Origin of the sequence: Reichenbachiella sp. MALMAid0571, from assembly GCF_040151475.1 — a bacterium.
In the GTDB taxonomy this organism is placed as follows: domain Bacteria; phylum Bacteroidota; class Bacteroidia; order Cytophagales; family Cyclobacteriaceae; genus CAXBNB01.
This window is the reverse complement of the sequence record NZ_JBDKWG010000139.1, coordinates 58801-73023: the sequence shown is the minus strand read 5'-3', so window position 1 is coordinate 73023 and position 14223 is coordinate 58801. Positions and strand designations below refer to the sequence as shown.

The following is a 14223-nucleotide window of genomic DNA, read 5'->3' as shown; positions in this document are numbered from 1 at the left end:
TTAATTACAACTGTATTTTACAATAAAACAAATAAACATCCTTTCGGGATAGTTTATTTTCAATACCTGCTAAATATTTTATGATAAATATTATGTGTTATGAACATGCACATCCATTTGAGGAAATGGTATGTTGAGACCTTCATTACCAAAAGTTTTGTAAACATTTTCATTGAAACTAAAGAAGACACTCCAATAATCTGCCGCTTCCACCCAAACTCTGACAGTGAAATTTACTGAACTATCTGCCAGAGCAGATACTGCTATAAATGGTTCGGGATCCTGAAGTATTCTTTTATCATCATCCAGGAGGTTTCTTATAACGGTTTTGGCTTTTTCTACATCATCACCATAGGCGATACCGACAGTCCAGTCAACCCTTCTTCTGGGTTCTGTACTGTAATTGGTCATGGATCCTGTCGATAGTCCACCATTCGGTATGATAATGGTTTTATTGTCTGGAGTCTTAAGTATGGTGTTGAAAATCTGAATTTGGTTTACTGAGCCAACATAGCCTTGAGCATCTATTACATCACCCACTTTAAAAGGTTTGAACAATAGGATCATGACTCCACCTGCAAAATTCTGAAGCGTACCTGATAATGCCATACCAACGGCAAGACCAGCAGCACCAAGTATAGCAATAAATGATGTCATTTCTATACCCATCATTCCTGCTGCAGAAATAAAAAGCATCGCTTTAAGCAGAGTACCTGTCAGGCTTTTTAGAAAAAGAGATAATGAAGCATCAAGTTCATTTTTGTTCATTGCTTTTGTCAGACCTTTCATTACCATGTTTATAACCCACAGTCCGATGAGTAGAACAATGATGACGAGAATTAATTTTTGACCGTACATTAATACCATAGGAATAAGGTCTTGCGTGTATTTATTGATTTCTCCCATTTTTTTGGAATTAGTTAATGTGAATAAAATTTAGATGACAAGATAATACTATGAAGGGAAACTTTATAAACCTTTTTTCAATTAATTCTGTAATCATTGCAGGGCTCATTGCGCCAACTTACTTTTGTTGACATTATTGCAAAAATGGAATACCCGAACTTTCGCTTATTAAATACCTTGATCTTTTCAATGCTCATCATGATTTCTTGTGAGAGCAGGTTTTCCATGTATGCTATTCCCAATTCGCAAGATGAAATAGCACTATCAGATGCTGTAGTCGTGTCCTACATCGAGGAAAACCTTAAAGACCATCCGGAAAACCTTGATCTTGCTATTCTGAAAATAAAAAGCCTGAAAGCAGAGAAATGGCCTGATGATTCTTTTTCTTTTTTGAAAAAAGCACTTTCAAAAGATAGTTTAAATTCTTCTTTATTAGAGTTAGCGGTAGATTTCTACTTGTATAAGGGTAACATAGATACTGCATTTTACTACAGTATGCTCGCAGAAAAATATGGAGCACATTCGGCAAAGTTTTATAGATTGAAATCGGAAATATACAATCGAAAGGAGGAGTACGCTCGTGCCATAGATTATATAAACAAGGCCATCCTTATCAATAGAAGTGATTTTGAGTCTTATTACACCAAAGGTGAAATTTACCTTTCATTTGGTGACACTACTTCAGCACTCAAGTTTATGAAAATAGGATTGCAGCAATATAAAAACAACCATAAAATCCTCTATGAGGTCTCCGATATATACGAAAGAACCAGACAATATGAAGAAGCCGAAAAACTGATCGATGAGGCTATATCTTTTGCTCCTAATAATGAAATGCTGAAAATAAAAAAAGCAGAAATTTTGATTGATCAGAATAAGAATGAAGAGGCTAAAGCATTACTAAATACTTCGTTTAAGAAAGATAGTACGCATATTAATGTGGGAATGCTGTTGGCTAATATTCACATTAACTTATTAGCGTATGATTCTGCTATTTTAGTCGCAGACAGAATATTGGCTTTTGATTCTTTGCATCTGGATGCTCTTCTTTTGAGAGCCCGAACTTACGATCAAAAAGGTTACTTGACCAGTGCTATAAAAAATTATGAGCAAGTGTTGTCCATTGATTCATTGCATCAAGATGCCCTGGTCGAATGGGAAAAAGTAAAAAGAAAACGTGCATATTTGCAGAAATTAAAGGAGGAGCAGGAAGCAATTCCTACTTTTGACTTTTTTATTCAGAAAAAAGAAAAAATATAATAAGTTGATGAGTGACGGAATGATCAAAATCACCCTTCCCGATGGAAGTGTCAAAGAAATGCCGAGTGGTTCTACCAGCCATGATGTGGCAATGGGAATTAGTGAAGGATTGGCTAGAAATGTACTTGCTGCCAAAGTAAACGGACAAATTGTAGAAAGCAATCGGCCAATTATAACAGACAGTACTTTGCAGTTGTTGACATGGAATGACGGTGATGGAAAATCTACGTTTTGGCATTCTTCTGCTCACCTAATGGCAGAAGCTTTGGAGGCCTTATATCCCGGAATTAAGCTTGGAATAGGCCCTGCAATTGACAATGGGTTTTACTATGACGTGGATTTTGGGGATCAGGAGTTCAACTCAGAAGATTTGAGCGAGCTGGAAAACAAAATGCTGGAACTGGCTCGTGAGAAAAATGAATATGTAAGAAGTGAAATCAGCAAAGCTGATGCCACAAAGTATTTCACCGAAAAAGGAGATGAATACAAACTTGATCTGATCAAAGATCTGGAAGATGGTACCATCACTTTTTACAAGCAGGGTAATTTCACAGACCTTTGCCGTGGACCGCATATACCTGATACCGGTTTTATAAAAGCGGCTAAAATTCTGAATATAGCGGGTGCATACTGGCGGGGAGATGAAAACAGCAAACAGCTTACCAGGCTTTACGGGATCACTTTCCCCAAGCAAAAGGAACTCAAGGAATATCTTGAGATGCTTGAGGAGGCTAAAAAGAGAGACCATAGAAAGTTGGGGCGTGAACTGGAATTGTTTACTTTTTCTGAGAAAGTGGGTATGGGATTACCCTTGTGGTTGCCCAAAGGAACTATGCTTCGGGAGCGCCTTGAGGCGTTTATGAGAAAAGCACAACTTAAGGCAGGTTACCAGCCTGTCATCACTCCTCATATCGGAAATAAAAAATTATACATTACGTCAGGTCATTATGAAAAATATGGGGAGGATTCATTTCAGCCAATAGCTACTCCTCATGAAGGTGAGGAGTTTTTCCTGAAACCGATGAACTGTCCTCATCATTGCGAAATCTACAAAAGTAAACCAAGGTCTTACAGGGATTTACCGTTGAGATTGGCTGAGTTTGGTACTGTTTATCGTTATGAACAGAGTGGAGAATTACATGGGTTGACACGGGTACGTGGTTTTACTCAGGATGATGCTCATTTGTTTTGTACTCCTGATCAGGTAAAGAACGAATTTATTAAAGTGATCGACTTGGTGCTATATACATTCAAAGCACTGGGTTTTGAAAATTATACAGCACAGATATCGCTTCGTGATCCGGAAAATAAAGCCAAATATATAGGTTCAGACGAAAACTGGGAGAAGGCAGAAACTGCAATCAAAGAAGCCGCTGAAGAAAAAGGATTGAATACTATTACAGAGTTGGGAGAAGCCGCATTTTATGGGCCTAAACTCGATTTTATGGTAAAAGATGCCCTTAATAGAAGCTGGCAGTTGGGAACTATTCAGGTTGATTACAACTTGCCCGAGAGGTTTGAACTGGAATATATCGGAAGCGATAACCAAAAGCACAGGCCAGTGATGATACACCGTGCCCCCTTTGGTTCCCTGGAGAGGTTTGTAGCTGTGCTCACAGAGCATTGTGCCGGAAATTTTCCATTGTGGCTTACTCCTGACCAGATAGCTATTTTACCAATATCCGAGAAGCATGCTGATTATGCTGATGAAGTATTTAAGTATTTGGAAGAAAATGATATCCGGGGATTTATTGATCATCGCGATGAAAAAATAGGACGTAAAATTCGTGATGCTGAAACCAAAAAAATTCCATTTATGCTGATCGTAGGAGAAAAAGAAGAAGCTGAAAATAAGGTAAGTGCAAGACGGCATGGTGAAGGTGACCTGGGTAGTTTTTCACAACCAGAGTTTGTTCAACTATTTAGAGAAGCAGCCAGTATCTAAGTTAGTTTTCTTAGGCCATCACTTACTTAATCGAGTAGTTTTCAAATCCGATCATACACCTTTAAAAGCAATAAGTATTGATAATTATCGCAATTATTTATATATTTTTGAGTAGGTGCATAGGTTGATTTGAAAATATGAAAAATCTTCATGGTATTTCTTTGACAATTATCATTGTCATATCCGGCTTATTGATAATTGCAAATTATTATACTATTCGCACCACTTCTGCTATCAGGGCGTATATCAACGGTGAGTCTTATTATTCAAAAGGAAATAAGGATGCTTCTAAAGATTTAATACTGTTTGTGGTATCTGAAGATGATGCCCATTACCAATCTTTTCTTGATAACATAAAAATCCCCATAGGTGATAGTATTGCCCGTGTGGCTATGGATTCAAATGGCAGCCTGGAAGTGATAAGAAAGGGGCTTATTCAAGGCAATAATCACCCGGATGATTTGGATAATCTTATCTGGTTATTTCAGAACTTCAGAAATGTGATTTTCATGGATAGCATCATAAAGGTCTGGAAGGAGGCGGATGCGTTGGTCGGGGAATTATATAATGAGGGGCAAAGTTTTCATGATGAAATAAAGCAAAGACCACTTTCAGTTGAAAAGAAGAAGTCTGTTATATCAAAGGTAAATACCCTGTATTTAGAGTTGACAGAAAAAGGTGTGGAGTTTGCTGGTGTATTAGGAGACTCCTCACGAAAGATCAGTACATATCTTTTTTATGTAAATGTAGTATTGATTCTTTTGATTGTTAGCAGCGTGGGTGGGTATATCCTTATTTTTATAAAAAAGTTGTCGGATTCAAATGAATTGAGAAATCAAATAATGAATTCTTCTTTTGACGCTGTTATCTGGTACAATACCAATAGTGAAATAGTTTATTGGAATCATCAGGCAGAAAATATTTTTGGATGGGAAAAAGAAGTTGCAATTGGAAAATCATTGACAGAGTTGATCATACCTGATCGGTTCCATGATCGCCACAAGGACACAATAAAGCAGTATCTTGAAAATGGAGAAAATGCAAAGAGCAATAATGCAGTTGAAACCATAGCCTTGAATCGATCTGGCGCTGAGTTGCCAATAGAGCTTACCATCATTCCTATTATTCAAAATGATAACACTTTGTTTTGCGCACATATACGTGACATAACCGAGCGTAAGGAGATGGAGAAGGGTTTGCGTGAACGTGAGATTTTTCTACATGGAATACTTGAATCAACAAATGACGGTATTATGGCGACTGACCCTGATGGCAATATTATTAATTCAAATACCAGATTTAAGGAAATTTGGCAGATTTCAGATGAAATGTATGAAAAGAACGACATTAATGAAATAATGCCTTATGTCTTGAGTCAGATATTATTCCCGAATGAATTCGTTGAGAAAATTCAAACACTTTTTAAGTCTGACAAAATTGATGTTGATTTATTAGAGTTTAAAAATGGAAACAAAATACATAGATTTTCAAGCCCGCTTATCTTGCATGATGAGATCGTAGGCCGGGTTTGGTCCTTTAGAGATGTGACTAAAGAAAAAAATGCCGAGACAGCATTGATAGAAGCAGAAGAGCGTTATCGAAATATTTTTGAAAATGCTACTGAGGGCATCTATATCGCTTCTACTCAGGGCAGGTTTATTACAGTGAATCCGGCAATGGTCAAGATGTTTGGATATAACTCACCAGATGATATGGTTTCTTCAATCACCAGAATAGGAGAGACATTGTATGTAGAGCAGGAAGATCGTATTAACTCTAGAAATATACTTAAAAAGGAAGGAAAAGCTTTTGGACTGGAATTTAAGGTAAGAAAAAAGGATGGGGAAATTTTTTGGGTTAGAAATCATTTAAGAGTAGTACATGATGACTTGGGAAATCCATTACACATAGAAGGTTCCGTTGAAGATATTACAGATAGAAAACTGGCAGAAGCCAAATTAATGACTCAATTGGAAGAAGTAAAGAAAGTGAACTATGAACTGGATAAGTTCGTTTACAGTGTTTCTCATGATTTGAGAGCCCCACTTTCATCTATTTTGGGGGTTGTCAATATTGCAGAGACAGAAAATCCTTCTCCTGTTCTAAAAGAATATCTTGGTCTTATTAAAGGAAGCGTCAGTCGTCTTGATCATTTTATTAAGGACATTCTGGATTATTCTCGTAATTCGAGGATGAAAATTGAAATTGTTAAAATTGATTTTAACCAGATTACTTCAGAAGCTAAACTCAATCTTAACTTCATGGAGGGTTATGGACGAATCACTTTTAATATTGAAATAGATATTGAAGGATCATTTTATTCTGATAAAAGAAGTGTTGAAGTGATATTAAACAACCTCATTTCCAATTCGATCAAGTACCAGGATTATAAGAAGGAATCTTCATTTATTTCAATATCAATAAGAGCATCTGAAAAGCAGGTCGTGATAGAGTTTTCGGATAATGGTGTAGGTATAGAGCAAGACTATATCGATAAAGTTTTTGATATGTTTTTTAGAGCATCTAAAGAATTTTCCGGAGCAGGACTTGGTTTATATATTTTAAAGGAAACAGTGGGAAAATTGAACGGGTCTGTTAAGTTGGAATCAAAAAAAGGAGAGTTTACTAAGTTTGAAATTACCTTGCCTAGCTTGGAAGGTCAACGTTCTAAACTTTTTATAAGTTGATTTTGATAGTAAAAAAGAAAAAGACTGTCTCAAAAAGTCAAATAATTCCCAGACTCCTGACTGCCCTTTAGGCAGGTATTCTGGAATCTGTCCTGGAAACAGCTATTGCTGCATTTCCAAAGGGATGCCGGAACAAGTCCGGCAACTGTTTAATCCTTTGAGACAGCCTCTTTCTTTTAAAAAAAACCGACCTCTCAATATAAGAAGTCGGCTATATAATTTTCAGTTAATAAAACTTAACCTATTATGGTTGTATCCATATTGGGTCTGTTTCTGCATCACTTCCGTTTCTACTAGCTGTTTGCCAGTTTACACGGTTGGTTTCCCTTTCTGACGGAGGATATGTCACCCTGTTAAAATTAGTAACCAGACTTGTTTCCGGCAAAGAAACATTTGGTGTTGCATTATTAGTCCTTCTTTGCAAAGTCCACGCCTCAAATGGTTGATGTAACAATGATATCCAGCTTTGCTTATAAATTTGGCTTAAAGCTGTAGCTGGTGTTGCACTATAAGCAACATTGGGATCAGTTAACATTGCATCCAACTCTAAAGTTGTTGGCTCAGCAGCTGGTTTATTCACAGTCCATATAGCAGATCCATTTGCATGCTTGTACCAAAACTTAACTGATTCGGTAATACCTTCATTATAAAATGTTTCCGCCATAGTCGGATTGGCTGTAACTCCAGCAATCCCTCTATTGTAAAGCTCCGCTTTAATGAAACTTATTTGAGTTCCGGTTATAAGGAATTGTGGAATGGTTGTATCTTCAGTAAAATAGACATTGAAAGACGAAAAGTTAGACCTACCTGCTGTCCAATCTCCAGTAACCCTGGCTGCAACATTAGGGTTTCCAGTAACTATTGGTGTCGTAAGGTCTGATACCTGAGGATAAGGCACCCATTCGTCTGAGGCGTTTGCTTCAAAAAATATTTTACACCTTAGATCATAAATTCCAGAACCATCTACATCATCACTACTAGACATGGCATTCCACATGGTAGATCCCATACGCATATAAGAATTACCTCTATACATACCTGCTCTATCGAGAGATAAGCCAGAAATACTGGCGGGATCTAGTGAAATGTATTCATCAGCAGCCAATAACGGTTTGCTCAATGCATCCGTGATAATTGGATCTGCAAATGAGGCATTCTTTTCTCTCATTGCCATAGCATATCTCAATCTCAACGAGTTGGCGAAAGTAATCCACATATCAATATCATTGCCAAAAAGTGTATCAAAGCTACCCAGAGACACCTGTGATGTGCTTGTAGATAAATTATTAACGGCTGAAGTCAAATCATCAATAGCCGACTCCATAATGGATTGCTGGCTGTCATAAACTGGTCTAAAACCTTCAGGTCCAAAAAAGCCTTTTCCTGCTTCACTATACGGCATGTCACCATACATTAAAGTTGTGGTTAAAGTTCTATAAGCCATAATTACCTTAGTCATTTGACTAATGTTGGTCATATTGGCCGCTAAAGGATTTTCTGCAATCAAATTTTCAATATCTTGAACATTCGCCAAACTTCTGTAATAACCTTCCCAAGGTGCCGTAGTAAAATCGTCCAAACGATATCCAGAAGCTGCGTACATTCCAGCAAGTTGACTCCACTGATACAACCATGATACAGGAATTCTATGGTGAGCTCCTGTTTTAACGGTCTTGGCAATGAGGTCATTGAACAATCCAGGTACTGTAGCGTCATACAGCTTGGCTTCATAATTATCGTTGATGTCTCCAAAATCCTTTTCACAAGATGTTATTGACAACAAACCAACACATAGGAAAAGTATAAATATCCCTCTATTTGTTCTTTTTATATTATTAGTTTTCATCTTATTTCATTTAAAATTAAAATCCTATCTTCAAATTAAAACCAATAGTTCTCATGCTTGGAAAGGCAGACCACTGTAACCCCTGTCCATTACCAGTTCCATTTATTGCTTCAGGATTAAGATGATCAGGTAACGTGGTGTATAAATAAAACAAGTTTCTTCCTACAACAGACAAAGAAGCGTTTTGAATAAAGTTTGTTTTGCTTAACAACTCTCTTGGAAAATTATAGGTAAGAGAAACTTCTCTCAATTTTATCCATGAATTTTCGAAAACAGATAGACTTCTCGGTCTGTTTAAATGAGACCAACCTGCATAAGTAATACCATAGTAATAAACAGGATGTATAACTCTGTCATTCTCTCTCTCATCATCAACATTATATCCTTCCATAACCATTCCTACATCATCAGTAGTACCATCAGGATAAGTATAAGGTAATCCTCCACCATTTCTTGCTGCAGCAGTCTCAGGAGCTAAACCACTTCCCATTGAAACAGCATGGTCAACAGAATAGATGTCTCCACCCAACTTGTAGTCAATCAAAGTTGACAACCTGAAGTTTTTGTAACCAAAGACATTTCCAAGACCACCTGTCATTTTAGGTGCAGCATTACCTATTGGTTGTACATCAGCAGTAACTTTATATTGTGTACCTATTACCTCCCCACTTCCATCTTTGTTGTAAATATTCATCACCTGCTTCCTTCCCTGATCATCTAATTCAAAGTCCGTTCCATACAGCACTCCATAATTTTCACCTGGAGAAGCTTTCATATATGCACCTTGACTACTGAATACAGTTGCAATTTGCTGTTCTTCAACACCCTCGGCCAGAGATACCACTTTATTGGTATTTTTAGCTGCATTTAGGCTGACATTCCATGAAAAATTATCAGTATGGAAAATATCAGCTTTGATCACCATCTCAATTCCTTTATTGGTCAGCACTCCTGAATTAAAGATTACTTTTGAAGCACCAGCAGATAATGCCAAGGCAGAAGTCATGATTTGATTTTCGGATTTAATATTGTAATACGTAAAATCAACATTTACAATATTCTTAAAAAGACCCAATGCCATTCCAACTTCCGTTGACTTAGAAGTTTGAAAAGTCAAATCATTGGGTGGAATTGTTGCTGGTCTGGTAATGGTAGTCTGACCACCAAAAGAACCTGTTTCATAAACTGCATCCAATTGATATGGCTCTGTGGCATTGGCACTTTTACCATACGCAAACCTAAAGGCTCCATAAGACACTAGATCTGATGCATTTCCCAAATCAAAAGCATCTGTAAATACAAATGAAGTATTCATTGATGGATAAAATGTAGTGTTGTTGTTTTCCGGTAACGTGGAGTTCGCATCTCTTCTACCGGTCAACTGCAAAAACAAGAAATTCTTATAGGATAAATCCATTAGCCCAAAATAAGAATACGATTGCACATCATATCTCGACTCTTTTGCTAACTCATTAATTCTATCCTGATTCGTAATTGTTCCGTGATTTGAAAGTGCATAAATATTAGGGACTTTAAACGGGTTATTATTTAAAGACTGAATCCCAGCGGAATTGTTTGAGTATTCATTGTACCCAAGTGTAACACTGGCATTGAAACCATCTGTAATGAAATCATCTTTATGAAAAATCGCCATAACATCGGTATTGAATATTTTGTCTTTACTAATGGTTCTGGCAAAACTGCCACCGTTTAGACCATCAGGCTGAATGGTATTATTTGTCGCTTCAAATCTGGTGCCTATCAAATCTACTGATGTCCTTACAAAAGCATTTAACCAAGGAGTAATCGTAGCATTTAATTTGATAGTTGAGATAAATTCATCTCTCCAGAGTCTGCTATTGTTTTGGTAGGTGTACCAAAACAAATCCCTGCTATATTCTGCATGTGGGTAAGCACCTCCAAAATTCACCCTATACCCATCATAATCATCTTCTCCATAATATAAATCCTTCTCAATGCCTATATAATCTCTGGACATACCATATATCATGAATTTAGACCAGGAATTGTTGTTACCAATTTCAGGTGCATTCAACCTTGAGTTTTGATTGTAATTGGCCGTTACGTCAGCACTAAAAATTTTCGAAATATTTATATGAGAACCAAGGGAAGCACTTGTGCTTTTATAGTCTGTATTTTCAACCACAGCATCTCCTTTTTTAGTAGATATCCCTAAACGAATACTGCCCAAGTCACTTGCCGAAGAGAAAGATACATTATGTGTATTTTCCATTCCTGTCTTATACATATATTTTCTATTGTCAGGATGTGGAGAATATGGTCTGATCTGACCATCCCAATACAGGGCAGGCGTGCCATCCATCCTTGAACCCCATGATCCACCAGCTCCAAACCAACTAAAAACATCCGGTGTGTTATAACCTCCCGGAATTACACCATGAGACGATTCAATACCTGTTTGCCCCGGATATACATTTCCATTATATAAAACAGGAACAAAACTTTGTCCTGTACCTGTTTTGGGTAGTTGGGGATTAGCGGTGTATAACGCTGCTCTAAAACCACCTCCAAATTCATTTTGAACATCTGAGAACCGGTTGACTTCAGTAAAATTACTTGAGGTACTGTATTGTATGCCAACACCTTTTCTTTTGGATCCCTTTTTCGACGTAATCAGAATTACACCATTAGCACCTCTGGCTCCATATAAAGCCGCTGCATTAGGGCCTTTTAAGATTGACACGTTTTCAACAGTACTCATATCCAGATAACTCAGGTAGTTGCCCCAATCCCTGTAACCATCTTGGTTAGTTCCTACATTTCCTTGTGGCAATTCATTGTTTTCCACAATAGCTCCATCTACTACAATAATTGGCTGATTCTTGCCAAACAAGCTGTTATTTCCCCTAATTACAACTCTGGAAGAAGCATTATTTAAACCATTAGCTGTGCTAATATTTAACCCTGCTACTTTTCCTTGTAATCCTTGCGAAATATCCACAGGATCTGATGCCAAAACGTCAATTGCTTTAACACTTTGTACGGCATACCCTACCGACCTTTCCTGTCTTTCAATTCCCATTGCAGTTACCACTACAACTTCTCCCAGAATATTAGCATCAACTTCCATTTGAATGTCAATCACACTCTGAGAACCCACAGTAATTTGTTGGGTTTTATACCCCACAAATGAAATGGTCAATGTGGCACCATCAGGTGCACTCAGCTTATAGTTACCATTTAAATCTGACGTAGTTCCTGTGGTTGTACCATCTACTACCACCGATGCGCCCGGAAGTCCTGCATTATTTTCGTCAGTGATCTTACCTGAAACATCTACATCTCTGGCAATAACAACAAGCCTATTTGTTTCCTCAAGATTGCCATGACTTTTTTTGACATTGATATTCCTATTAACCTGTTTAAAACTTAAATCGGCTTGCTTTGATATATCAAGAAGCACTTCGTAAATAGATCCTTCAGAATATTTTTTACTAATTCTAATTTTACTTTTTGATACGTCTCTTTTATTGAAGACAAAAGTCAAATCTGTTTTCTTCTCTATTTTGTTAAAGACTGTTGTCAGGTCATCATTTTCAAATGTAAGATTAACCATAATGTCTTTTACACTTTTTGATGATTGAGCTTTAGAACCTTCTGATGCCAAAAGGAAGGTAAAACAAATGAATTGTGCTAATATGCCATAAAATGAATACATAATAAGCTTCTTAAATAGGAGTACTTGTTTTAATTTCATAATTTTGAAATGTTTTGATGTAATTAAATATTTCATTGAAACCCTTCCTTTCCCGTTCATGATACCGTGTCGCCAAACCTGATATTTGAACCGGAAAGAAATCTATCAGCAGTGCTCCTTGAGCATTGCTGTTTTTTATTAGTTTTATTTTTCTAGATCATTCATTATCTGTTTAGTTAAAATATTGTATTTCTACTTTTTTATTATTGATTTTGAAATCAAACCCCAAGGTATAACCGAGAGAAGTAAGTACATTTTCTAAAGTTGCGTTATCAAACTTGGTAGAAATATCAATCTTATTTTCGGTCTGGTTTATTACCGATATCTCCACACCATACCACTTTTCTAGTTTTGCAACCAATGTTGATTCGTTCGCATTTTTAAAATACAAGATTCCACTTTTCCAACCCAACATTTCTTCTGTATCAAATTTTTGTTTCTTTATGTATAAGGTTGACAAACTGTAAGAAGCTTGTTCTCCAGGTGTTAAATAAATAGGATCTATGGCTTTTTGGCCATAGTTAGATGACTCCACCCTCACTTTCCCCGTAACCAATGAGATGTCTATCTTATTTTTTTCAGGATAGGCATTTACATTGAATGATGTACCCAAAACTACAGTAGCAATATCTCCTGTTAATACTCTAAAAGGTCTCCTTGAATCTTTAACCACTTCAAAAAAAGCTTCTCCAATCAATTTGATTTCTCTGCTATCCGAACCAAACTGTTCTGGGAAAAATATTGAACTACCAGAATTAAGTTTTACTACTGAACCATCACTTAAAGTCAGAGTTTGTTTCTGTCCCCATTTGGTGCTTTTTACAAAAATGTTCTTTTCAGCAATTGATGATGACTGGTTTTGAAGAAAAAAAAAGCTAAGGCTAACAATGAGAGTAATAGAAATTGCTACTTTCCAAACAATAGGTAGAACATTTGATTTATTACCTGTCAGACTAACTGAATTAGTTTGAATATCGAAAAGCATACTCCTCTTCTTGTCCATCATTTCCTGATATGAAACATTAGGGAGATTCACTTCTGTATCATCGATAGAATGATACCAGGAATTCAATTGATTAACTTCCTCTTCTGAAGCCTTTCCCTGAAGAAATTTATCAATGAGTGTTTGTGTTGTTTGATCGTATCTTTTCATCTCACTTATTATAGTCAAATGAAAAGGTCAACCTACGTAGAATGATTTGAAATTAATTTTCAAACAGGTAAATCATCAGCACAACATACTTATAATCAACCAGTTCTTTTCTCAGGAATTTTATAGCCTGATGAATGTGAGTTTGTACTGTCCTATGGGAAACATTCAGTTCTGCTGCAATTTCTTTTGAAGATTTCTGTTCCTGACGACTCATCCTAAACACCAGACGACATTTGGCAGGAAGCTTTTCCAGCCCCATTTCCAATAGCTCGTACAATTCCTCAAATGCCAACACTTCCTGAGTTGAATTGTCTCTACTATATATGTATTCGGGGTGATCCTGACTAAAGTTCAAACGAAGTTTCTGAGAATGAATATAATTCAATATTTTGTATTTGAGAGCAGCATGTAGATATGCGGGTAATGAAGAAGTAATTGACAGGCTTTCTCTTCTATTCCACAAATCAGTAAAGATTTCCTGAAGAATCTCTTCAACCGCTTCTCTTGATTTCAATCGGTTGTAGGCTATCGCATACAGGGATTCCCAAAATTCATTGTAAATATTCTCAAAGGCACCACCATCTCCTGTCCGAAGAGCATTGATCCAATTGAGATAATTTATTCTTTGCAAAGCGGTCATTAGGTAGGTTAGATACTATTTAGCAATTTCACTAAGGTTGTTAAGTA

The 14223-nt window shown here is 36.7% G+C and carries 8 protein-coding genes; 3 read left to right on the top strand and 5 right to left on the bottom strand.

The window, feature by feature from the left end:
* Positions 1 to 90 precede the first annotated feature (90 nt).
* The gene (locus tag AAOP42_RS15330; RefSeq protein WP_349529421.1) at positions 91 to 906 is read right to left on the bottom strand and encodes a mechanosensitive ion channel family protein; all 816 of its coding nucleotides are present in this window, start codon (positions 904 to 906) and stop codon (positions 91 to 93) included.
* A 144-nt stretch (positions 907 to 1050) separates the two neighbouring features.
* Between AAOP42_RS15330 and AAOP42_RS15325 the strand changes: the two genes are divergently transcribed.
* From AAOP42_RS15325 to AAOP42_RS15315, 3 genes are all read left to right on the top strand, one after another.
* Positions 1051 to 2166 (top strand): tetratricopeptide repeat protein, encoded by a 1116-nt coding sequence (locus AAOP42_RS15325; RefSeq protein WP_349529420.1) that lies wholly within the window; start codon positions 1051 to 1053, stop codon positions 2164 to 2166.
* A 7-nt stretch (positions 2167 to 2173) separates the two neighbouring features.
* The gene (thrS, locus tag AAOP42_RS15320) at positions 2174 to 4111 is read left to right on the top strand and encodes a threonine--tRNA ligase (RefSeq protein WP_349529419.1); all 1938 of its coding nucleotides are present in this window, start codon (positions 2174 to 2176) and stop codon (positions 4109 to 4111) included.
* 137 nt (positions 4112 to 4248) lie between these two features.
* Positions 4249 to 6798: a PAS domain-containing sensor histidine kinase gene (locus tag AAOP42_RS15315; protein WP_349529418.1), complete on the top strand. Its 2550-nt coding sequence runs from the start codon at positions 4249 to 4251 to the stop codon at positions 6796 to 6798.
* Between the two features lie 244 nt (positions 6799 to 7042).
* Here AAOP42_RS15315 and AAOP42_RS15310 read toward each other — a convergent pair whose 3' ends face one another.
* From AAOP42_RS15310 to AAOP42_RS15295, 4 genes are all read right to left on the bottom strand, one after another.
* Positions 7043 to 8644 carry a SusD/RagB family nutrient-binding outer membrane lipoprotein gene (locus tag AAOP42_RS15310; RefSeq protein WP_349529417.1) on the bottom strand — a complete coding sequence of 534 codons (1602 nt, stop codon included), beginning with the start codon at positions 8642 to 8644 and terminating at the stop codon, positions 7043 to 7045.
* Between the two features lie 16 nt (positions 8645 to 8660).
* A complete protein-coding gene (locus AAOP42_RS15305; protein WP_349529416.1) occupies positions 8661 to 12383 on the bottom strand; it encodes a SusC/RagA family TonB-linked outer membrane protein in 3723 nt (1240 codons plus the stop codon).
* A 172-nt stretch (positions 12384 to 12555) separates the two neighbouring features.
* Complete coding sequence (locus AAOP42_RS15300; RefSeq protein WP_349529415.1) at positions 12556 to 13536, bottom strand: FecR family protein; 981 nt, start codon at positions 13534 to 13536, stop codon at positions 12556 to 12558.
* A 52-nt stretch (positions 13537 to 13588) separates the two neighbouring features.
* Entirely contained in the window at positions 13589 to 14176 is a 588-nt protein-coding gene (locus AAOP42_RS15295; RefSeq protein WP_349529414.1) for an RNA polymerase sigma-70 factor, read from the bottom strand.
* Between the last annotated feature and the right edge of the window lie 47 nt (positions 14177 to 14223).

Excerpts from the sequence above, each read along its gene's own strand:
- AAOP42_RS15330 (WP_349529421.1), bottom strand. The coding sequence starts at position 906 with ATGGGAGAAATCAATAAATACACGCAAGACCTTATTCCTATGGTATTA.
- AAOP42_RS15325 (WP_349529420.1), top strand. The coding sequence starts at position 1,051 with ATGGAATACCCGAACTTTCGCTTATTAAATACCTTGATCTTTTCAATG.
- thrS (WP_349529419.1), top strand. The coding sequence starts at position 2,174 with ATGAGTGACGGAATGATCAAAATCACCCTTCCCGATGGAAGTGTCAAA.
- AAOP42_RS15315 (WP_349529418.1), top strand. The coding sequence starts at position 4,249 with ATGAAAAATCTTCATGGTATTTCTTTGACAATTATCATTGTCATATCC.
- AAOP42_RS15310 (WP_349529417.1), bottom strand. The coding sequence starts at position 8,644 with ATGAAAACTAATAATATAAAAAGAACAAATAGAGGGATATTTATACTT.
- AAOP42_RS15305 (WP_349529416.1), bottom strand. The coding sequence starts at position 12,383 with ATGAAATTAAAACAAGTACTCCTATTTAAGAAGCTTATTATGTATTCA.
- AAOP42_RS15300 (WP_349529415.1), bottom strand. The coding sequence starts at position 13,536 with ATGAAAAGATACGATCAAACAACACAAACACTCATTGATAAATTTCTT.
- AAOP42_RS15295 (WP_349529414.1), bottom strand. The coding sequence starts at position 14,176 with ATGACCGCTTTGCAAAGAATAAATTATCTCAATTGGATCAATGCTCTT.